Raw genomic sequence first — 19,833 nt, forward strand, 5'->3', positions numbered from 1 at the left:
TCGGAACGTCTAGAAGTCCGGAATCTTCCGAGGACTGAGAAATGGGTATCCGCAAGTACAAGCCGACGACCCCGGGCCGTCGTGGCTCCAGCGTCGCCGACTTCGTCGAGATCACGCGGTCCACGCCGGAGAAGTCGCTGGTCCGCCCGCTGCACAGCAAGGGCGGCCGTAACAACGCCGGTCGTGTGACCGTTCGCCACCAGGGCGGTGGCCACAAGCGCGCCTTCCGCGTGATCGACTTCCGTCGTCACGACAAGGACGGCGTGCCGGCCAAGGTCGCGCACATCGAGTACGACCCGAACCGCACCGCGCGCATCGCGCTCCTGCACTACGCAGACGGCGAGAAGCGCTACATCCTCGCCCCGGCCAAGCTGGCCCAGGGCGACCGGGTTGAGGCCGGCCCCGGTGCCGACATCAAGCCGGGCAACAACCTCCCGCTGCGCCACATCCCGGTGGGTACGACCATTCACGCCATCGAGCTGCGTCCCGGCGGCGGCGCGAAGATCTCCCGCTCCGCGGGCGCTTCGGTCCAGCTGCTGGCGAAGGAGGGCTCCATGGCCACCCTTCGTATGCCGTCCGGTGAAGTTCGCATGGTCGACGTTCGCTGCCGCGCCACCATCGGCGAGGTCGGCAACGCCGAGCAGTCGAACATCAACTGGGGCAAGGCCGGCCGCATGCGCTGGAAGGGCGTGCGTCCGACCGTCCGCGGTGTCGCGATGAACCCGGTCGACCACCCGCACGGTGGTGGTGAGGGCAAGACCTCCGGTGGCCGCCACCCGGTCTCGCCGTGGGGTCAGAAGGAGGGTCGTACTCGCTCGCCGAAGAAGGCCAGCAACAAGTACATCGTCCGCCGCCGCAAGACGAACAAGAAGCGCTAGGAGCGGGTTCAGATGCCGCGCAGTCTCAAGAAGGGGCCCTTCGTCGACGACCACCTCATGAAGAAGGTGGATGTTCAGAACGAGGCCGGCTCCAAAAACGTCATCAAGACCTGGTCCCGCCGCTCGATGATCGTCCCGGCCATGCTCGGCCACACGATCGCGGTGCACGACGGCCGCAAGCACGTCCCGGTGTTCGTCACCGAGTCGATGGTCGGCCACAAGCTCGGCGAGTTCGCGCCGACCCGCACCTTCCGCGGCCACGTCAAGGACGACCGCAAGTCGAAGCGCCGCTAGGCGGGGTGTGAACGACTATGACTGACACCGAAGGGACAACCATGGAAGCCAGGGCCCAGGCGCGGTACATCCGCGTCACGCCCATGAAGGCCCGCCGAGTGGTGGACCTCATCCGTGGCATGAACGCCACGGAGGCTCAGGCGGTCCTGCGTTTCGCCCCGCAGGCCGCGAGCGTGCCGGTGGGCAAGGTGCTGGACAGCGCCATTGCCAACGCCGCGCACAACTACGACCACACCGACGCCGACAGCCTCGTCATCTCCGAGGCCTACGTCGACGAGGGCCCGACCCTGAAGCGGTTCCGGCCGCGTGCCCAGGGCCGCGCCTACCGGATCCGCAAGCGGACCAGCCACATCACCGTGGTCGTCAGCAGCAAGGAAGGAACCCGGTAATGGGCCAGAAGGTTAACCCGCACGGGTTCCGGCTCGGCGTGACGACGGACTTCAAGTCCCGCTGGTACGCCGACAAGCTGTACAAGGACTACGTCAAGGAAGACGTCGCCATCCGCCGGATGATGACGAAGGGCATGGAGCGTGCCGGTATCTCCAAGGTGGAGATCGAGCGCACCCGCGACCGTGTCCGCGTCGACATCCACACCGCCCGGCCGGGCATCGTCATCGGCCGTCGTGGTGCGGAGGCCGACCGCATCCGCGGCGAGCTGGAGAAGCTCACCGGCAAGCAGGTCCAGCTGAACATCCTCGAGGTCAAGAACCCCGAGACCGACGCTCAGCTGGTCGCGCAGGCCGTGGCCGAGCAGCTGTCCTCCCGCGTCTCCTTCCGTCGTGCGATGCGCAAGTCGATGCAGAGCTCGATGAAGGCCGGCGCCAAGGGCATCAAGATCCAGTGCGGCGGCCGTCTCGGCGGCGCCGAGATGTCCCGCTCGGAGTTCTACCGCGAGGGCCGTGTGCCCCTGCACACGCTCCGCGCGAACGTCGACTACGGCTTCTTCGAGGCCAAGACGACCTTCGGCCGCATCGGTGTGAAGGTCTGGATCTACAAGGGCGACGTCAAGAACATCGCCGAGGTCCGCGCCGAGAACGCCGCTGCCCGTGCCGGCAACCGTCCGGCCCGTGGCGGCAGCGACCGCCCGGCCCGCGGTGGCCGCGGTGGCGAGCGTGGCGGTCGCGGTCGCAAGCCGCAGCAGCAGTCCCAGGCCGAGGCCCCCAAGGCCGAGGCCCCCGCGGCTGCCGCTCCGGCCGAGTCCACCGGAACGGAGGCCTGACCGTCATGCTGATCCCCCGTAGGGTCAAGCACCGCAAGCAGCACCACCCGAAGCGCAGTGGTATGGCCAAGGGCGGCACCGAGCTTGCGTTCGGCGAGTACGGCATCCAGGCGGTGACCCCGGCCTATGTGACGAACCGTCAGATCGAGTCGGCCCGTATCGCCATGACCCGCCACATCAAGCGTGGCGGCAAGGTCTGGATCAACATCTACCCGGACCGGCCGCTCACGAAGAAGCCCGCCGAGACCCGCATGGGTTCCGGTAAGGGTTCGCCCGAGTGGTGGATCGCGAACGTCAAGCCCGGCCGGGTGATGTTCGAGCTGTCCTACCCGAACGAGAAGGTCGCTCGTGAGGCGCTCACCCGCGCCGCGCACAAGCTTCCGATGAAGTGCCGGATCGTCCGGCGCGAGGCAGGTGAGTCGTGATGGCGGCCGGTACCAAGGCGACCGAGCTGCGCGAGCTGAACAACGAGGACCTCGTTGCGAAGCTCCGTGAGGCCAAGGAGGAGCTGTTCAACCTCCGCTTCCAGGCGGCGACCGGACAGCTCGAAAACCACGGCCGGCTGAAGGCCGTCCGCAAGGACATCGCCCGGATCTACACCCTGATGCGTGAGCGTGAGCTGGGCATCGAGACGGTGGAGAGCGCCTGATGAGCGAGACGAATGTGACTGAAACCCAGCAGGAGCGCGGCTTCCGCAAGACCCGCGAGGGCCTCGTTGTCGGCGACAAGATGGACAAGACCGTCGTCGTCGCCGTCGAGGACCGCGTCAAGCACGCGCTGTACGGCAAGGTCATCCGCCGTACCAACAAGCTCAAGGCGCACGACGAGCAGAACGCTGCCGGCGTCGGCGACCGTGTCCTCCTCATGGAGACCCGGCCGCTGTCCGCCACCAAGCGCTGGCGCGTCGTCGAGATCCTCGAGAAGGCCAAGTAGGCAATCCCCGCGAGGGGATTCCAGAGATCCATCCTGAAGGCATTCGCCTTCTGGACAGTTCCGCCAGGCTCGGCGGGGGGACTTCCCCGGAAGTCCCCCCCCGGGAACCGGCAGACGATCAGGAGATAGACGTGATCCAGCAGGAGTCGCGACTGAGTGTCGCCGACAACACTGGTGCGAAGGAGATCCTTTGCATCCGTGTTCTCGGCGGTTCCGGTCGCCGCTACGCGGGCATCGGTGACGTCATCGTTGCCACCGTGAAGGACGCGATTCCCGGCGGCAACGTGAAGAAGGGTGACGTCATCAAGGCGGTCATCGTTCGCACGGTGAAGGAGCGCCGCCGCGCTGACGGCTCGTACATTCGCTTCGACGAGAACGCGGCCGTCATCCTCAAGAACGACGGTGACCCCCGCGGCACCCGCATCTTCGGCCCCGTGGGCCGGGAGCTGCGCGAGAAGAAGTTCATGAAGATCATCTCGCTCGCGCCGGAGGTGCTGTAACCGATGAAGATCAAGAAGGGCGACCTGGTCCAGGTCATCACCGGTAAGGACAAGGGCAAGCAGGGCAAGGTCGTTCAGGCCTACCCGGCTCAGGACCGTGTCCTCGTCGAGGGTGTCAACCGGGTCAAGAAGCACACCAAGGCCGGTCAGACCGCTCGCGGTTCCCAGACCGGCGGCATTGTGACGACGGAGGCCCCGATCCACGTGAGCAACGTTCAGCTCGTCGTGGAGAAGGACGGCAAGAAGGTCGTCACGCGCGTCGGGTACCGCTTCGACGACGACGGCAACAAGATCCGCGTTGCCAAGCGGACCGGTGAGGACATCTGATGACTGCCACCACCAACGCTCCGCGTCTCAAGCAGCGTTACCGCGAAGAGATCGCCGGCAAGCTGCGCGACGAGTTCTCCTACGGGAACGTCATGCAGATCCCGGGTCTGACCAAGATCGTGGTCAACATGGGTGTGGGCGACGCCGCCCGCGACTCCAAGCTGATCGAGGGCGCCGTGCGCGACCTCACCACGATCACCGGTCAGAAGCCGTCGGTCACCAAGGCCCGCAAGTCGATCGCGCAGTTCAAGCTGCGCGAGGGGCAGCCTATCGGCTGCCACGTCACCCTCCGCGGTGACCGCATGTGGGAGTTCCTGGACCGGCTCCTGTCGCTCGCGCTGCCGCGCATCCGCGACTTCCGTGGCCTGTCGCCCAAGCAGTTCGACGGCCGGGGCAACTACACCTTCGGTCTCACGGAGCAGGTCATGTTCCACGAGATCGACCAGGACAAGATCGACCGGGTCCGGGGCATGGACATCACCGTGGTCACCACGGCGACCAACGACGACGAGGGCCGCGCCCTGCTTCGTCACCTCGGCTTCCCGTTCAAGGAGAACTGACCGTGGCGAAGAAGGCTCTGATCGCAAAGGCCGCCCGCAAGCCGAAGTTCGGTGTGCGCGCGTACACCCGCTGCCAGCGCTGCGGCCGGCCGCACTCCGTCTACCGCAAGTTCGGTCTCTGCCGTGTGTGCCTGCGTGACATGGCTCACCGCGGCGAGCTTCCGGGCGTGACCAAGAGCTCCTGGTAACAACCCCCTTCGGGTTGGCACCAGGCTCTCGGTAAGCACATGGACGGCGGGTTCCCGTCCGTCGTCCGCCGCGGCTCCCTTCGGGGTGCCCCGGCGGACGACGGCCCCTCTGCTCTCCCGTAGAGTGGAAGGGTTGGGCGCCCGCCTTCCGGGGCCACCGCTTCCGGGCGGAGCCCGACAGAAGACGCTTACTACGCCGTAGGTCCCCGCGCCGCACCCGTCCCGGCTTTGCCCGGGGAGAGGGATGGCGCAGACAGGAAACCCCGGCGAGAGAGGCCTAAGGCCATCATGACCATGACCGATCCGATCGCAGACATGCTGACGCGTCTGCGAAACGCGAACTCGGCGTACCACGACTCTGTCGTGATGCCGCACAGCAAGATCAAGTCGCACATCGCGGAGATCCTCCAGCAGGAGGGCTTCATCACCGGCTGGAAGGTCGAGGACGCCGAGGTCGGCAAGAACCTCGTCCTCGACCTGAAGTTCGGCCCCAACCGCGAGCGCTCGATCGCCGGCATCAAGCGGATCTCGAAGCCGGGTCTGCGGGTCTACGCAAAGTCCACCAACCTGCCGAAGGTGCTCGGCGGCCTGGGCGTGGCGATCATCTCCACGTCGCACGGGCTCCTCACCGACAAGCAGGCCAGCAAGAAGGGTGTGGGCGGGGAAGTCCTCGCCTACGTCTGGTAGTCGGGAACGGAGGAAAAGCAATGTCGCGTATCGGCAAGCTCCCCATCCCGGTTCCCGCCGGCGTGGACGTCACCATCGATGGCCGGACGGTCCAGGTGAAGGGTCCCAAGGGATCCCTCGCCCACACCGTCGCCGCGCCCATCGAGGTCGCCAAGGGCGAGGACGGCACCATCACGGTGACGCGCCCGAACGACGAGCGTCAGAACAAGGCCCTCCACGGCCTGTCTCGCACGCTGGTGGCGAACATGATCACCGGTGTGACCACGGGATACAGCAAGGCGCTCGAGATCAGCGGTGTCGGTTACCGCGTTCAGGCCAAGGGCTCGAATCTCGAGTTCTCCCTGGGCTACAGCCACCCGATCCTCGTCGAGGCTCCTGAAGGCATCTCCTTCAAGGTCGAGTCCCCGACCAAGCTGAGCGTCGAGGGCATCGACAAGCAGAAGGTCGGCGAGGTCGCCGCCAACATCCGCAAGCTGCGGAAGCCCGACCCGTACAAGGCCAAGGGCGTCAAGTACGCGGGCGAGGTCATCCGCCGCAAGGTCGGAAAGGCTGGTAAGTAAGCCATGGCATACGGTGTGAAGATCGCCAAGGGCAAGGCCTACAAGGGTGCTGCTCTCAAGCGTCGCCACATCCGCGTCCGCAAGCGGATCTCCGGCACGTCGGAGCGCCCCCGCCTGGTGGTCACGCGGTCCAACCGCCACATGGTCGCGCAGGTCATCGACGACGTCGCGGGGCACACGCTCGCGTCCGCGTCGACCCTCGACACGTCCATCCGTGGCGGCGAGGCCGACAAGAGTGCCCAGGCCCAGCAGGTCGGCGCCCTGGTCGCCGAGCGTGCCAAGGCTGCCGGCATCGAGGCCGTCGTGTTCGACCGCGGTGGCAACAAGTACGCCGGGCGGATCGCCGCTCTGGCCGACGCCGCCCGCGAAGCCGGACTCAGGTTCTGAGTCGGTTCCGTAGCTAGCGGACGCAAACGAGAGAGGTAAATCCAATGGCTGGACCCCAGCGCCGCGGAAGCGGTGCCGGTGGCGGCGAGCGGCGGGACCGGAAGGACCGGCGGGACGGCGGCGCAGCTGCCGAGAAGACCGCTTACGTCGAGCGTGTTGTCGCCATCAACCGCGTCGCCAAGGTTGTGAAGGGTGGTCGTCGCTTCAGCTTCACCGCGCTGGTCGTGGTGGGCGACGGTGACGGCACCGTGGGTGTCGGATACGGCAAGGCCAAGGAGGTGCCGGCCGCCATCGCCAAGGGCGTTGAGGAGGCCAAGAAGCACTTCTTCAAGGTCCCCCGGATCCAGGGCACCATTCCGCACCCGATCCAGGGCGAGAAGGCTGCGGGCGTCGTCCTGCTCAAGCCGGCTTCCCCCGGTACCGGTGTGATCGCGGGTGGCCCGGTGCGCGCCGTTCTGGAGTGCGCGGGCATCCACGACGTCCTGAGCAAGTCGCTCGGTTCGTCGAACCCGATCAACATCGTGCACGCCACGGTGGCCGCGCTCCAGGGGCTGCAGCGCCCCGAGGAGATCGCCGCCCGTCGTGGTCTGCCGCTCGAGGACGTCGCCCCCGCTGCTCTGCTGCGGGCGCGTGCCGGGGCGGGTGTCTGATGACCCGTCTCAAGATCACGCAGACGAAGTCGTACATCGGCAGCAAGCAGAACCACCGCGACACGCTGCGTTCGCTCGGGCTGAAGCGCCTGCACGACGTGGTTGTCAAGGAGGACCGTCCCGAGATCCGCGGCATGGCCCAGACCGTGCGGCACCTCGTCACGGTCGAGGAGGTCGACTGACATGGCGGAGCAGAACCCGCTGAAGGTCCACAACCTCCGGCCCGCCCCGGGCGCCAAGACCGCCAAGACCCGTGTGGGTCGTGGTGAGGCGTCCAAGGGTAAGACCGCAGGTCGTGGCACCAAGGGCACCAAGGCCCGTTACCAGGTTCCGGAGCGCTTCGAGGGTGGGCAGATGCCCCTCCACATGCGGCTCCCGAAGCTCAAGGGCTTCAAGAACCCGTTCCGTACCGAGTTCCAGGTCGTGAACCTGGACAAGCTGGCCGCGCTCTACCCGCAGGGTGGCGAGGTCACGGTGGCCGACCTGGTCGCCAAGGGTGCGGTTCGCAAGAACCAGCTCGTCAAGGTTCTCGGTACCGGCGAGATCTCCGTGGCGCTGCAGGTGACGGTCGACGCCGTCTCCGGCTCCGCCAAGGAGAAGATCACCGCCGCCGGCGGCACCGTCACCGAGCTCGTCTGAGATCGTTGATTGCGGTCTACCGGGGATGTCCCTCACGGGGCATCCCCGGTTGGTCGTTCCACGGGCGCACGGCCCCGGGTATCGTGGCGTCCACTGTTAACTTCCGCGCGGTGTGTGCTGCGCGGTTTTTGGCTGTATGAATTCGTCGAACCTCAACACCGTCACCTCTCGCGATTGAAGCGAGGGGCGCAGGAGGCACCGTGCTCACCGCGTTCGCCCGGGCGTTCAAGACGCCTGACCTGCGCAAGAAGCTGCTGTTCACGTTGGGCATCATCGTGCTTTTCCGGCTCGGGGCCCACATCCCCGTACCCGGTGTCAGCTTCCCCAACGTCAACTACTGCATGAAGCAGGCCACCCAGGGTGGCAGCGGGCTCTTCGGCCTCGTCAACATGTTCAGCGGTGGCGCACTGCTGAATCTGACGATCTTCGCGCTCGGAATCATGCCGTACATCACGGCGAGCATCATCCTCCAGCTCCTGACGGTGGTGATCCCGCGCCTGGAGGCACTCAAGAAGGAGGGACAGGCGGGTACTGCGAAGATCACGCAGTACACCCGCTACCTGACCGTCGCGCTGGCCATTCTGCAGGGCACCGGTCTGGTGGCCACGGCCCGCAGCGGCAGTCTCTTCCCGCAGTGCGACAAGGCTTCGCAGATCATCCCCGACACCTCGATCTTCACGACCGTCGTCATGGTCGTCTGCATGACCGCCGGCACCGCGCTGATCATGTGGCTCGGTGAGCTGGTGACCGACCGCGGCATCGGCAACGGCATGTCGATCCTCATGTTCGTCTCGATCGCGGCGGGTTTCCCGGCCGCTCTGTGGCAGATCAAGACCCAGGGCAAGATCGCCGACGGCTGGGTGAATTTCGGCGCCGTCATCCTGCTGGGGCTGGGCATGGTCGCCCTGGTGGTCTTCGTCGAGCAGGCCCAGCGGCGCATCCCGGTGCAGTACGCCAAGCGAATGATCGGCCGGCGTTCGTACGGCGGGACCTCGACCTACATCCCGCTCAAGGTGAACCAGGCCGGTGTGATTCCGGTCATCTTCGCGTCGTCGCTCCTCTACATCCCCGCATTGATCGTTCAGTTCAGCGGGTCCAAGGCGGGCTGGGCAAACTGGATTTCCCAGACGTTCGTCAAGGGCGACCACCCGATTTACATCGTTACGTACTTCCTCCTGATCGTGTTCTTCGCGTTCTTCTACGTGGCCATCACGTTCAACCCCGAAGAAGTCGCGGACAACATGAAGAAGTATGGTGGCTTCATCCCGGGCATCCGGGCTGGTCGTCCCACCGCTGAATACCTGAGCTACGTGCTGAACAGGATCACGTGGCCGGGATCGCTGTACCTGGGCTTGATCGCTCTGGTGCCAACGGTGGCGCTGGTGGCTTTCCAGGCGAACCAGAACTTCCCGTTCGGCGGGACGAGCATCCTCATCATCGTGGGTGTGGGTCTGGAAACCGTGAAGCAGATCGAGAGCCAGCTGCAGCAGCGCAACTACGAAGGGTTCCTCCGCTGATGCGAATCGTCCTCGTCGGGCCGCCTGGCGCGGGCAAGGGTACGCAGGCCCAGTACCTTGCCAAGAACCTGTCCATTCCCCACATCTCCACGGGCGACCTGTTCCGTGCCAACATCAGCCAGGGCACCCCGCTCGGCCAGAAGGCACAGGAGTACATGAAGGCCGGCCAGCTGGTGCCCGACGAGGTCACCATCGGGATGGCGAAGGACCGGTTGGACCAGCCGGACGCGGCCGAGGGATTCCTTCTGGACGGCTTCCCGCGCAATCTGAACCAGGCCGAGGTCCTGGACCGGCTCCTCGAGGGGGACAGCCGGAAGATCGACGCGGTGCTCGACCTGGAGATCCCGGAGGACGAGGTCGTCAAGCGTATCGCGGGCCGCCGGACCTGCCGGACGGACAGCAGTCACACGTTCCACGTGGTCTACAGTCCGCCGAAGGCGGAGGGTGTCTGCGACGTGTGCGGCGGTGAGCTGTACCAGCGCGAGGACGACAGCGAGGACACGGTGCGCAACCGCCTCGAGGTCTATCACCGTGAGACCGAGCCGATCATCGACTACTACAAGGTCCAGGGCCTCGTGGTCACGATCCCGGCCCTCGGCAAGGTCGCCGAGGTGACTCAGCGGGCCATGGAAGCGCTGCGTCAGAAGACCACCTGATCGAACGCTTGTACGTACGGCCGCGGTGCCCCGGAGGGCGTCGCGGCCGTACTGTTGTGTTTGCCCCCCGAACGACGGACGACAGAAGGCTGAAGGCACCCGATGGTGGAGATCAAGACCCCGGAACAGATCGCGAAGATGCGTGAGGCCGGGCTGGTCGTGGCGCGGATCCACGAGGCGTGCCGTGCGGCCGCGGTTCCCGGGGCGACCACCAAGGACCTGGACGACGTGGCTCGGAAGGTGCTCGCCGAAAACGGCGCCACCTCGAACTTCCTGGGGTACGGCGGGTTTCCTGCGACCATCTGCACGTCGGTGAACGACGTGGTGGTGCACGGCATCCCGGACGAGGGGACGGTTCTCGCGGACGGCGACATCATCTCCGTCGACGCGGGAGCGATCATCGACGGCTGGCACGGCGACGCGGCCGTCACCCTCTTCGTCGGCAGTGGTCACGCCCCGGAGCTTCACGAGCTGAGTCGGGTGACCGAGGAGTCCATGTGGGCCGGGATCGCGGCCGTGAAGCAGGGCAACCGGCTGGTGGACGTCTCCAAGGCGATCGAGGGCTACATCAAGCGTCAGCCGCGTCCGGCGACCGGCAAGTTCGGGATCATCGAGGACTACGGAGGCCACGGCATCGGCTCCGAGATGCACATGGACCCGCACCTGCTGAACTACGTCGACCGTCGTCGCGGTCGCGGCCCCCGTCTGGTGCCCGGGTTCTGCCTGGCCATCGAGCCGATGGTGAGTCTCGGCACCCGCCGTACCCACGTCCTCGAGGACGACTGGACGGTGAAGACGAACGACGGCACGTGGAGCAGTCACTGGGAGCACACGGTTGCGCTGACCGAGGAAGGTCCGCTGGTCCTGACCGCCTTCGACGGCGGCAAGGCGAAGCTGGCCGAATTCGGGATCGCGACCGCACCGGATCCCACCGCTTAATGATCTCTGTCGCCGGGCAGTATCGGGGCATCGCGGATCGGCGGGTGCCGATTCGTCTTTCCGTGTGCGGTGCCGTAGACTGACGCGTCGGTCCTCGTGTGCCTTCGTGCGCCCGGGGATCGTCCCAGGTAGCCGAATCCGGAAGGCGAAGCGCTCACGACATGGCCAAAAAACAAGGGGCCATCGAAATCGAGGGCACCGTTATCGAGTCTCTGCCGAACGCGATGTTCAAGGTGGAGCTCCAGAACGGGCACAAAGTCCTCGCGCACATCAGCGGCAAGATGCGGATGCACTACATCCGTATCCTTCCCGACGACCGGGTCGTAGTGGAGCTCTCTCCGTACGACCTGACGCGCGGACGGATCGTCTACCGCTACAAGTAGATCTTGTCGTCACCCCTTCTGCGGGTGCCGGCACTGACCCGGAGAACCTCACATCCCATGAAGGTCAAGCCGAGCGTCAAGAAGATCTGCGACAAGTGCAAGGTGATCCGCCGTCACGGCCGGGTCATGGTCATCTGCGACAACCTGCGCCACAAGCAGCGCCAGGGCTGACGTACGACCCGCACCTCGCAGTACTTCGCGCGACGCACAGCAACAACGTAAATACGCAGTCACCCGCCCCGTGTCACGCGGGGTCGACACCCTCGGTGGAGGCCGGGGACCCGGAAATGCGAACTGTCCGGGAACGGTGCTGTGGAAGACCTCCGCTAGCCATCAGGAGCCACATCAATGGCACGCCTCTCAGGCGTTGATCTCCCGCGCGACAAGCGCGTCGAGGTCGCCCTCACCTACGTCTTCGGCATTGGTCGCACCCGTGCCCAGGAGACCCTGAAGAACACCGGCGTGAACCCGGACACCCGCGTTCGCGACCTGGCCGAAGAGGACCTCGTCAAGATCCGCGAGTACGTGGACGCCAACCTCCAGACCGAGGGCGACCTCCGCCGCGAGATCCAGGCCGACATCCGTCGCAAGGTCGAGATCGGCTGCTACCAGGGTCTGCGTCACCGCCGTGGCCTGCCCGTCCACGGTCAGCGCACCAGCACCAACGCCCGCACCCGCAAGGGCCCGCGTCGCGCGATCGCCGGCAAGAAGAAGCCGGGCAAGAAGTAGTCCTCACCGGACGCACTGCGGAGTCCGGGGTTGCCCCGGTTCCGCGCACCCGCGGTCCGAGCAGTAGGACCGACCACCTCCACGGGAGTTTCCAAGAATGCCTCCGAAGAGCCGTGCGGCCGGCACCAAGAAGGTGCGCCGCAAGGAAAAGAAGAACGTCGCCCACGGGCACGCTCACATCAAGAGCACGTTCAACAACACCATCGTTTCGATCACCGACCCCACCGGCAACGTGATCTCCTGGGCCTCGGCCGGCCACGTCGGCTTCAAGGGCTCGCGCAAGTCGACCCCGTTCGCCGCGCAGATGGCTGCCGAGTCGGCCGCCCGTCGGGCGCAGGAGCACGGCATGCGCAAGGTGGACGTCTTCGTCAAGGGTCCCGGCTCCGGCCGTGAGACCGCGATCCGCTCCCTCCAGGCCACCGGCCTCGAAGTGGGTTCGATCCAGGACGTCACCCCCACTCCGCACAACGGATGCCGCCCGCCCAAGCGCCGCCGCGTCTGATCGACTGAAGTAGGAGAAAAAGACAATGGCGCGTTACACCGGGGCCGACTGCAAGCGTTGCCGTCGGGAGAAGCAGAAGCTCTTCCTCAAGGGGAGCAAGTGCGAGAGCGCGAAGTGCCCGATCGAGATCCGTCCTTACCCCCCGGGTGAGCACGGTCGCGGGCGCACCAAGGACAGCGAGTACCTGCTGCAGAAGCGCGAGAAGCAGAAGTGCGCGCGCATCTACGGCGTCCTTGAGAAGCAGTTCCGTGGCTACTACGACGAGGCCAACCGCAAGCAGGGCAAGACCGGCGAGAACCTGCTGCGCATCCTCGAGACCCGCCTCGACAACGTGGTCTACCGTGCGGGCTTCGCCAAGTCCCGCGACCACGCCCGTCAGCTGGTCAAGCACGGCCACATCAACCTCAACGGCCGCAAGACCGACATCCCGTCGGCCCGCGTGTCGGCGAACGACATCATCGAGGTTCGCAAGTCCTCACAGGAGATGACCCCCTTCGTGGTCGCTCGTGCGGAGGCCGGCGAGCGCACCGTCCCGGCGTGGCTCGAGGCCATCCCGGCGAAGATGCGCATCCTCGTGCACAGCCTGCCGGAGCGCCAGGTGATCGACACCCAGGTGCAGGAGCAGCTGATCGTCGAGCTCTACTCCAAGTAGTGGCTCGCCGGTACGGGCGGTACGGTCCCCGTCGGGGACGTACCGCCCGTACCATTGCGTAGTAACGCACCGGGCCGCCGCCCGGTGGGGCTCGGCATCAAATAGTGGGTGCCGATGACTGGAGGTAGTTCCCCATGCTGATCGCTCAGCGCCCTTCGCTGACCGAAGAGGTCGTCGACGAGTTCCGCTCCCGGTTCGTGATCGAGCCGCTGGAGCCGGGCTTCGGCTACACCCTCGGTAACTCGCTCCGGCGCACGCTCCTCTCCTCGATTCCCGGTGCCGCTGTGACGAGCATCCGGATCGACGGTGTCCTGCACGAGTTCACCACCGTGCCGGGTGTCAAGGAGGACGTCACCGACCTCATCCTCAACATCAAGCAGCTGGTCGTCTCCTCGGAGCACGACGAGCCGGTCGTGATGTACCTGCGCAAGCAGGGTCCCGGCCTGGTCACCGCTGCCGACATCGCCCCGCCGGCCGGTGTCGAGGTGCACAACCCCGATCTGGTCCTCGCCACCCTGAACGGCAAGGGCAAGCTGGAGATGGAGCTGACCGTCGAGCGCGGTCGCGGCTACGTCTCCGCCGTCCAGAACAAGCAGGTGGGCCAGGAGATCGGCCGGATCCCGGTCGACTCGATCTACAGCCCCGTGCTCAAGGTCACCTACAAGGTCGAGGCGACCCGTGTCGAGCAGCGCACCGACTTCGACAAGCTGATCGTCGACGTGGAGACCAAGCAGGCCATGCGCCCGCGCGACGCCATGGCGTCGGCCGGCAAGACCCTGGTCGAGCTGTTCGGCCTGGCCCGCGAGCTCAACATCGACGCCGAGGGCATCGACATGGGCCCGTCGCCGACGGACGCGGCGCTGGCCGCCGACCTGGCGCTGCCGATCGAGGAGCTCGAGCTCACGGTCCGCTCGTACAACTGCCTCAAGCGTGAGGGCATCCACTCGGTGGGCGAACTCGTGGCCCGTTCCGAGGCGGACCTTCTCGACATCCGCAACTTCGGCGCCAAGTCGATCGACGAGGTCAAGGCGAAGCTGGCCGGCATGGGCCTGGCCCTCAAGGACAGCCCGCCCGGATTCGACCCCACCGCCGCCGCCGACGCCTTCGGCGCGGACGACGAGGGCGACACCGGTTTCGTGGAGACCGAGCAGTACTGACCGGCTCCCCACGGCGGACGGGCTTTCCGGCCCGTCCGCCGGCGCGAGATTTCCGGCGGGCAGACGCCCGTACGGACACTGACACCGGTACCTGATACGGCCGGTGCAGATCACAAGGAGAATCACCATGCCGAAGCCCGCCAAGGGCGCCCGTCTGGGCGGCAGCGCTGCGCACGAGCGGCTCCTGCTGGCGAACCTCGCCAAGTCGCTGTTCGAGCACGGCCGCATCACCACCACCGAGGCCAAGGCCCGCCGGCTGCGTCCGGTCGCCGAGCGCCTGATCACCAAGGCGAAGAAGGGCGACATCCACAACCGTCGCCTGGTGCTGCAGACGATCACCGACAAGAGTGTCGTGCACACGCTCTTCACGGAGATCGCCCCGCGGTACGAGAACCGCCCCGGTGGTTACACCCGCATCACCAAGATCGGCAACCGTCGTGGCGACAATGCCTCGATGGCCGTCATCGAGCTGGTCGAGGCGCTGACCGTGCAGCAGACCGCTGTCGGTGAGGCCGAGGCCGCCACTAAGCGTTCCGCCAAGGACGCCGAGGGTGACAAGGCCGCTGCCGAGACCAAGGACGAGGCCGCCGAGGCCCCGGCCGAGGAGTCGAAGGACGCCTGAGGCGTCCGGCGCGGCTTAACTCAGCTGCAGGACGGGCCCGCCCCCTTTCCGGGGACGGGCCCGTTCCGCGTTTCCGGTGCGGATTCCGGGCGGCTCCTCCCCTGAGGCACCGGGAACGGTCCGGTGGTCCGGGGCTGCGCCGCGCTTTGGGAGACTTCAGGGTATGCAGCACATGGATGCCACCAGCCGGCCCGACAAGCCTGCCTACTCCGACGATCCGGAGCCCGGCTTCGTCCGCGTCCGCCTGGACCTGGCCTACGACGGGAGGGATTTCTCCGGCTGGGCCCGCCAGCGGGAGCGGCGGACGGTCCAGGGGGAGCTCGAGAACGCGTTGCAGACCGTGATGCGGCTGCCGTACCCGGTGGAGCTGACGGTCGCGGGCCGTACGGACGCCGGGGTGCACGCCCGCGGCCAGGTCGCGCACGTGGATCTGCGCGAAGAAGTGTGGGCCGAGCACGGCGAGAAGCTGTTGCGGCGGCTCGCGGGCCGGCTGCCCCACGATGTGCGGGTGTGGCGGGTCGCGGAGGCCCCTGCCGGGTTCAACGCGCGGTTCTCGGCGATCTGGAGGCGCTATGCCTACCGGGTCGGTGATCACCGGGGCGGGGTCGACCCGTTGCGCCGCGGCCATGTGCTGTGGCACGACTGGCCGCTGGACGTCGACCTGATGAACGAGGCCGCGCGGAAGCTGCTGGGGGAGCACGACTTCGCGGCCTACTGCAAGAAGCGCGAGGGGGCGACGACCATCCGTACCCTCCTCGACCTGCACTGGGAGCGCCCTGCCCCGGGGGAGAAGGACGCCGGGCTCGCGGTGGCGACGGTCCGGGCCGACGCCTTCTGCCACAACATGGTGCGCGCGCTGGTGGGCTCGCTCCTGCTGGTGGGGGACGGACACCGTCCGGTGGACTTCCCCGGCGAGGTGCTCGAGGGCAGGGCCCGGCACTCGGCCGTCAACGTGGTCCGGCCGCACGGGCTGACGCTGGAGGAGGTCGGTTATCCGGCGGACGGCCGGCTGGCGGCCCGCAACCGCGAGGCCCGCAACCGTCGGACGCTGCCGGGCGCCGGTGGGGCCGGGCCGGGCGCGGCCTGCTGCTGACGCCGACGTGCGGAGGCAGGTTGATCGGTCCCGACGCCGCCCCCAGTTGCTCGCGGTGGCCTACCGATGGGCGCAGCAGTTCGGGCAAGCACTCCGGTGGACCTGACCCGGCGGGTGACGAGTGTGAAGTCCCCCGGCCTGCACGATCCGCTCAGGGTGAGGGCGTGGACGACTGGACGGGCCCGGTGAGCGTCACGCACCGCGCGATGCGAGGTCGCGATTCCTCTCCGGCCTGCCTCCGGCGTGCGGCGGCCGCGGTGGCGCCCCCTCCACGCCACCGCGGCCGCTTCCCCGTCACCGATGGGTCGCCCCGGTCAGGGCTTCTCGCCGGAGGCGTGGCTGTCCAGCACGGTCACGCCGCCGGTTCCCTCGCCCGAGGCGTGGCTGTCGAGGGTGGTCACCTCGTCGTCCGCACCGGGGCCCGAGGCGTGGCTGTCGAGCGTGGTGGCATCCCCGGCGCCCGGGCCCGAGGCGTGGCTGTCCAGCGGCTTCAGCTCGTCCTCGGGCTGCGGCGTGTCACCCATGTCGGTCAACTCCTTTGTTGCTGCTGTGTATTCGGTGTGACGCCACCCGGCGGCTCCCCCGTGGGCCGCCGGGCGGACGATGCGGTGCTCCGGTCCGTGTCGGTCCGCCGCCCTCCCCTCCTGCGTGGTGACGGACCGACATCCGTCAGCATGCGAGGCGGCGATAAACGATCGATGAACGCTCCGGCGCACGGCGTTTATGCGACGGCCGCTGGTGCCAGGAGACCGCGCACCTCGTCCGCTTCGAGGGAACCGAGGCGCTCGTAGATGGCCAGAGCTTCGGTCCAGCAGGCTCGCGCGCGGTCGGGCTGCCCTATGGCGTCCAGGGCCCTGCCGAGAACGGTGAGGACGGTGCCGCGGCGCCATTCGCCGCCGATCCCCCGCAGGGCGATGGCCTGTTCCGCGTGTGCGGCCGCGAGCGTGGGACGCCGGGCCGCCAGGTGCACCTCGGCCAGCCGGAAGTGGGTGACGCCCTCCCACAGGGGCTGACGGTTCGCGTGGAACACGCCCAGGGCTTCGGTGAGTTCATCGAGTGCCTCGGACAGCCTTCCGGCGGCGGTGAGAGCGAGGCCGAGGGCGTAGCGGGCGTTCGCCAGCCGCAGGGTGAGGCCCATGGAGTCGTAGATCTCGATGCCCCGGCGGGCGAGGTCGACGGCGTTGTCGGTGCGCCCCATGGCGAGCTGGATGCGGGAGAGATTGCACAGGGCGCTGGCCTCGCCGACGCTGTTGCCGTCGGCGTGGAAGCATTCGACGGCCTGCCGCAGATGGGCTTCACCGTCCTCGTGCCGCTTCTCGTGCAGTGCGATGATGCCCCGCTCGTTGGGGGCGTTGCAGGCAGCCCAAGGGTCGTTCGCGACTTGGCCCAGCAGCATGCCGTGCCGGGCCTCCTCGTCCGCTTCGTCGTAGCGGCCGGCCGTGATGTAGACCTGGGTGAGGGTGGTGCGGGCACGGCCCTCGGCCTTCTTGTCGTCGGCCCTGCGGGCGGCGTCGCGGACCGCGAGGGCGGCCTGCTCGTAGCGGCCGGAGCCGGCCCCGGACTCGCACAGGTCCTTGGCCGCGAGCAGCAGGTCGACGGCGCGACGCACCTCGCCCTCGGCGGCGGCCTGCCGGACGCAGGCGAGAATGCACTCGGCCTCGGTGTGCAGCCAGTCGAGTGCTTCGGCACGGTCGGCGAGGGCGAGGCCCGGTCGGCCGGTGGGTTCCAAGTGGTCGACCGTGCGGTCTCCGGGACGCTCCAGGGCGTACACGCCGGTGGCCGTCGCGAGGTAGAAGTCGAGGAGCCGGGACGTGGCCGCGCGGCGTTCGGACGGCGGGTGCTCGTCGCGCTCGGCGCAGGCGCGGGCGTAGAGGCGGACGAGGTCGTGGAAGCGGTAGCGGCCGGGGGCCGTCGACTCCAGCAGCGAGGCGTCCACCAGGGACTCGAGAAGTTCCTCGGTGTCGTACGGGTCGAGGTCGAGGACGGCGCCGGCCGCCGCGAGGGAGATGTCGGGCCCGTCGGCGAGGCCCAGCAGGCGGAAGGCGCGGGCCTGTTGGGGTTCGAGCTGTCCGTAGCCGAGCTCGAAGGTGGCCTTGACGGCAAGGTCACCGGCTTGGAGCTCGTCCAGCCGTCGGCGTTCGTCGGCGAGCTTCGCGGCCAGGACGGCCACGGTCCAGGTTCGGCGGGCGGCGAGGCGGGAGGCCGCGATGCGGATGGCCAGCGGGAGGAAGCCGCAGGCGCCGACGACGGCGAGCGCGGCTTTGCGTTCCGCTGTTGCCCGGTCCTTGCCGACGATCCTGGTGAAGAGTTCGAGGGCCTCGTCCGGACTCATCACGTCGAGATCGACGAGGTGGGCGCCGGCCAGGTCGATCATCCGGGTCCGGCTGGTGATCAGGGCGGTGCAGCCGTCCGTGCCCGGCAGCAGCGGCCGGACCTGGGCGGCGTCGCGGGCGTTGTCGAGGAGGACGAGGACGCGGCGGCCGTCGAGCGCAGACCTGTAGAGGGCGGACCGTTCGTCGAGGGTGGGCGGAATGGAGGCGTCAGGGGTACCGAGGGCTCGCAGGAACGAGGTGAGGACGGTTTCCGGTTCGGCCGCTCCGGGCCCGGCCCCCTGGAGGTCCGCGTACAACTGGCCGTCGGGGAAGGCGGCGCGGGTCGCGTGTGCCACGTGCACGGCGAGGGTGGTCTTGCCGACGCCCCCGATACCGGCCACGGCGGACACGGCCATCACCGAGCCCTCGGCGGTGGTCAGCCGCTCGCCGAGTTCGCGGACCGAGTCGGCCCTGCCGGTGAAATCGGCTATGGAGGCGGGAAGTTGTGCGGGCCGGACGGCGACGGGTGTCTGCGCGGCCCGCCCGATCGCAGAGGCCGTGAGAGCCGGGTCCGCCTCGAGGATCCGCTGGTGCAGGTCGAGGAGTTCGGCGCACGGGTCGACGCCCAGCTCGTCGGCGAGCAGTCGCCGGGTGTCGGCGTAGAGCGCGAGGGCCTCGCCCTGACGGCCGCTGCGGTAGAGGGCCAGCATCAGCTGGCCGCGCAGTCGCTCGCGCAAGGGGTGGGCGGCGGTGAGAGCGGTGAGTTCGGACACCGCCTCGGCGTGACAGCCCAGTTCGAGGTCCATCTCGAGTCGGGATTCGAGGAGTCGGAGCCGCCACTCCTGGAGCCGGACGCGCTGTGTTTCTGCGTAGGGTCCGGGGAGCCCGGCGAGTGGTTCGCCCTCCCACAGGCCGAGCGCGGCGTTCAGCAGGTCCCGGGCGCGGTGCCGGTCACCGGCGGTGCCGGCCTGATCGGCCTGTGCGGCGTACCGCTCGGCGAGGGCGATGTCGAGGGTGGCCGGGTCGGTACGGATGGCGTAGCCACCGGATTCACTGACCAGGGTGTCGGCGGCATCGGGGCCGAACGACTTGCGGAGCCGGGAGGCGTAGGTGCGCAGTGCGGCGAGGGCGGCGTCCGGAGGGTCCTCTCCCCACAGGGCGTCGACGAGCTCGGGTGCGGTGGCGGTACGTCCGCCGCGCAGCAACAGGGCTGCCAGGAGCGCCCGTTGTTGCGGCGATCCGGTCGGCAGTTGCGTGTCCCCGCGGCGGACGCGTACCGGACCGAGTACGGCGAAGTTCAGCCGTGTCCCCGGTGCCGGTGCCTGTGCCATTGCTTCCTCCCGCTCTCGGGGCGCATGCCCGGGTAATTCTGCCTTGGCGGGAAGGATCGCGTCAGTAGGGATTCAGCTCTCCACAGGGCCCCCACAGTGTTGCGACGGGAGCAGGGGC

The 19,833-nt window shown here is 67.9% G+C and carries 30 protein-coding genes; 28 read left to right on the plus strand and 2 right to left on the minus strand.

What is annotated here, in order from left to right; genetic code table 11:
* Nucleotides 1–41 precede the first annotated feature (41 nt).
* The 28 genes from rplB (at nucleotide 42) to truA (ending at nucleotide 16,072) form a co-directional block, all read left to right on the plus strand.
* The gene (gene rplB, locus M1E25_RS14945) at nucleotides 42–878 is read left to right on the plus strand and encodes a 50S ribosomal protein L2 (protein ID WP_251415475.1); all 837 of its coding nucleotides are present in this window, start codon (nucleotides 42–44) and stop codon (nucleotides 876–878) included.
* Nucleotides 879–890: 12 nt separating this feature from the next.
* Nucleotides 891–1,172: a 30S ribosomal protein S19 gene (gene rpsS / locus M1E25_RS14950; RefSeq protein WP_251415477.1), complete on the plus strand. Its 282-nt coding sequence runs from the start codon at nucleotides 891–893 to the stop codon at nucleotides 1,170–1,172.
* Nucleotides 1,173–1,213: 41 nt separating this feature from the next.
* Nucleotides 1,214–1,561 (plus strand): 50S ribosomal protein L22, encoded by a 348-nt coding sequence (rplV, locus tag M1E25_RS14955; RefSeq protein WP_044571671.1) that lies wholly within the window; start codon nucleotides 1,214–1,216, stop codon nucleotides 1,559–1,561.
* A complete protein-coding gene (gene rpsC, locus M1E25_RS14960; protein ID WP_251415480.1) occupies nucleotides 1,561–2,391 on the plus strand; it encodes a 30S ribosomal protein S3 in 831 nt (276 codons plus the stop codon). Before rplV ends, rpsC begins: the two co-directional genes overlap by 1 nt.
* 5 nt (nucleotides 2,392–2,396) lie before the next feature.
* Nucleotides 2,397–2,816 carry a 50S ribosomal protein L16 gene (rplP, locus tag M1E25_RS14965; protein ID WP_251415483.1) on the plus strand — a complete coding sequence of 140 codons (420 nt, stop codon included), beginning with the start codon at nucleotides 2,397–2,399 and terminating at the stop codon, nucleotides 2,814–2,816.
* The gene (rpmC, locus tag M1E25_RS14970; RefSeq protein ID WP_004950453.1) at nucleotides 2,816–3,040 is read left to right on the plus strand and encodes a 50S ribosomal protein L29; all 225 of its coding nucleotides are present in this window, start codon (nucleotides 2,816–2,818) and stop codon (nucleotides 3,038–3,040) included. Before rplP ends, rpmC begins: the two co-directional genes overlap by 1 nt.
* A complete protein-coding gene (gene rpsQ, locus M1E25_RS14975) occupies nucleotides 3,040–3,324 on the plus strand; it encodes a 30S ribosomal protein S17 (RefSeq protein ID WP_251415486.1) in 285 nt (94 codons plus the stop codon). Before rpmC ends, rpsQ begins: the two co-directional genes overlap by 1 nt.
* 131 nt (nucleotides 3,325–3,455) lie before the next feature.
* Nucleotides 3,456–3,824: a 50S ribosomal protein L14 gene (gene rplN, locus M1E25_RS14980; protein WP_251415489.1), complete on the plus strand. Its 369-nt coding sequence runs from the start codon at nucleotides 3,456–3,458 to the stop codon at nucleotides 3,822–3,824.
* Between the two features lie 3 nt (nucleotides 3,825–3,827).
* Complete coding sequence (gene rplX / locus M1E25_RS14985) at nucleotides 3,828–4,151, plus strand: 50S ribosomal protein L24 (protein WP_251415492.1); 324 nt, start codon at nucleotides 3,828–3,830, stop codon at nucleotides 4,149–4,151.
* Nucleotides 4,151–4,711 carry a 50S ribosomal protein L5 gene (gene rplE, locus M1E25_RS14990; RefSeq protein WP_251415495.1) on the plus strand — a complete coding sequence of 187 codons (561 nt, stop codon included), beginning with the start codon at nucleotides 4,151–4,153 and terminating at the stop codon, nucleotides 4,709–4,711. The genes rplX and rplE overlap by 1 nt, the downstream gene beginning before the upstream one ends.
* A gap of 2 nt (nucleotides 4,712–4,713) precedes the next feature.
* Complete coding sequence (locus tag M1E25_RS14995) at nucleotides 4,714–4,899, plus strand: type Z 30S ribosomal protein S14 (RefSeq protein ID WP_251415498.1); 186 nt, start codon at nucleotides 4,714–4,716, stop codon at nucleotides 4,897–4,899.
* A gap of 288 nt (nucleotides 4,900–5,187) precedes the next feature.
* Nucleotides 5,188–5,586 carry a 30S ribosomal protein S8 gene (gene rpsH / locus M1E25_RS15000; RefSeq protein WP_251415500.1) on the plus strand — a complete coding sequence of 133 codons (399 nt, stop codon included), beginning with the start codon at nucleotides 5,188–5,190 and terminating at the stop codon, nucleotides 5,584–5,586.
* A 20-nt stretch (nucleotides 5,587–5,606) separates the two neighbouring features.
* On the plus strand, nucleotides 5,607–6,146 hold the full coding sequence (rplF, locus tag M1E25_RS15005) for a 50S ribosomal protein L6 (RefSeq protein ID WP_251415502.1): 540 nt from the start codon (nucleotides 5,607–5,609) through the stop codon (nucleotides 6,144–6,146).
* A gap of 3 nt (nucleotides 6,147–6,149) precedes the next feature.
* On the plus strand, nucleotides 6,150–6,533 hold the full coding sequence (gene rplR, locus M1E25_RS15010; protein ID WP_251415504.1) for a 50S ribosomal protein L18: 384 nt from the start codon (nucleotides 6,150–6,152) through the stop codon (nucleotides 6,531–6,533).
* Nucleotides 6,534–6,577: 44 nt separating this feature from the next.
* A complete protein-coding gene (gene rpsE, locus M1E25_RS15015) occupies nucleotides 6,578–7,183 on the plus strand; it encodes a 30S ribosomal protein S5 (protein ID WP_251415506.1) in 606 nt (201 codons plus the stop codon).
* Nucleotides 7,183–7,365: a 50S ribosomal protein L30 gene (rpmD, locus tag M1E25_RS15020; RefSeq protein ID WP_251415508.1), complete on the plus strand. Its 183-nt coding sequence runs from the start codon at nucleotides 7,183–7,185 to the stop codon at nucleotides 7,363–7,365. The genes rpsE and rpmD overlap by 1 nt, the downstream gene beginning before the upstream one ends.
* Nucleotide 7,366: 1 nt before the next feature.
* A complete protein-coding gene (rplO, locus tag M1E25_RS15025) occupies nucleotides 7,367–7,822 on the plus strand; it encodes a 50S ribosomal protein L15 (RefSeq protein WP_251415510.1) in 456 nt (151 codons plus the stop codon).
* A 200-nt stretch (nucleotides 7,823–8,022) separates the two neighbouring features.
* Nucleotides 8,023–9,339, plus strand: a complete 1,317-nt coding sequence (gene secY / locus M1E25_RS15030) for a preprotein translocase subunit SecY (protein WP_251415512.1) — start codon at nucleotides 8,023–8,025, stop codon at nucleotides 9,337–9,339.
* Nucleotides 9,339–9,995: an adenylate kinase gene (locus M1E25_RS15035; RefSeq protein ID WP_251415515.1), complete on the plus strand. Its 657-nt coding sequence runs from the start codon at nucleotides 9,339–9,341 to the stop codon at nucleotides 9,993–9,995. Before secY ends, M1E25_RS15035 begins: the two co-directional genes overlap by 1 nt.
* 102 nt (nucleotides 9,996–10,097) lie before the next feature.
* Nucleotides 10,098–10,934: a type I methionyl aminopeptidase gene (gene map, locus M1E25_RS15040; RefSeq protein WP_251415518.1), complete on the plus strand. Its 837-nt coding sequence runs from the start codon at nucleotides 10,098–10,100 to the stop codon at nucleotides 10,932–10,934.
* A 161-nt stretch (nucleotides 10,935–11,095) separates the two neighbouring features.
* Complete coding sequence (infA, locus tag M1E25_RS15045; RefSeq protein ID WP_003956442.1) at nucleotides 11,096–11,317, plus strand: translation initiation factor IF-1; 222 nt, start codon at nucleotides 11,096–11,098, stop codon at nucleotides 11,315–11,317.
* A gap of 57 nt (nucleotides 11,318–11,374) precedes the next feature.
* A complete protein-coding gene (gene rpmJ / locus M1E25_RS15050) occupies nucleotides 11,375–11,488 on the plus strand; it encodes a 50S ribosomal protein L36 (RefSeq protein ID WP_003956441.1) in 114 nt (37 codons plus the stop codon).
* A gap of 177 nt (nucleotides 11,489–11,665) precedes the next feature.
* The gene (gene rpsM / locus M1E25_RS15055; RefSeq protein ID WP_251415521.1) at nucleotides 11,666–12,046 is read left to right on the plus strand and encodes a 30S ribosomal protein S13; all 381 of its coding nucleotides are present in this window, start codon (nucleotides 11,666–11,668) and stop codon (nucleotides 12,044–12,046) included.
* 97 nt (nucleotides 12,047–12,143) lie between these two features.
* Entirely contained in the window at nucleotides 12,144–12,548 is a 405-nt protein-coding gene (gene rpsK / locus M1E25_RS15060; RefSeq protein ID WP_251415523.1) for a 30S ribosomal protein S11, read from the plus strand.
* Nucleotides 12,549–12,573: 25 nt separating this feature from the next.
* Entirely contained in the window at nucleotides 12,574–13,200 is a 627-nt protein-coding gene (gene rpsD, locus M1E25_RS15065) for a 30S ribosomal protein S4 (RefSeq protein ID WP_251415526.1), read from the plus strand.
* A 134-nt stretch (nucleotides 13,201–13,334) separates the two neighbouring features.
* Nucleotides 13,335–14,357, plus strand: coding sequence for a DNA-directed RNA polymerase subunit alpha (locus M1E25_RS15070; RefSeq protein WP_251415528.1), 1,023 nt, complete (start codon nucleotides 13,335–13,337; stop codon nucleotides 14,355–14,357).
* A 127-nt stretch (nucleotides 14,358–14,484) separates the two neighbouring features.
* On the plus strand, nucleotides 14,485–14,979 hold the full coding sequence (gene rplQ, locus M1E25_RS15075) for a 50S ribosomal protein L17 (RefSeq protein WP_251415531.1): 495 nt from the start codon (nucleotides 14,485–14,487) through the stop codon (nucleotides 14,977–14,979).
* Between the two features lie 172 nt (nucleotides 14,980–15,151).
* Nucleotides 15,152–16,072 carry a tRNA pseudouridine(38-40) synthase TruA gene (gene truA / locus M1E25_RS15080; RefSeq protein WP_251415551.1) on the plus strand — a complete coding sequence of 307 codons (921 nt, stop codon included), beginning with the start codon at nucleotides 15,152–15,154 and terminating at the stop codon, nucleotides 16,070–16,072.
* 314 nt (nucleotides 16,073–16,386) lie between these two features.
* Here truA and M1E25_RS15085 read toward each other — a convergent pair whose 3' ends face one another.
* Nucleotides 16,387–16,596: a hypothetical protein gene (locus tag M1E25_RS15085; protein ID WP_251415533.1), complete on the minus strand. Its 210-nt coding sequence runs from the start codon at nucleotides 16,594–16,596 to the stop codon at nucleotides 16,387–16,389.
* Nucleotides 16,597–16,793: 197 nt separating this feature from the next.
* On the minus strand, nucleotides 16,794–19,772 hold the full coding sequence (gene afsR / locus M1E25_RS15090; protein WP_505016602.1) for an SARP-family global regulator AfsR: 2,979 nt from the start codon (nucleotides 19,770–19,772) through the stop codon (nucleotides 16,794–16,796).
* Between the last annotated feature and the right edge of the window lie 61 nt (nucleotides 19,773–19,833).

Origin of the sequence: Streptomyces meridianus (assembly GCF_023703325.1) — a bacterium.
Classification (GTDB): domain Bacteria; phylum Actinomycetota; class Actinomycetes; order Streptomycetales; family Streptomycetaceae; genus Streptomyces; species Streptomyces meridianus.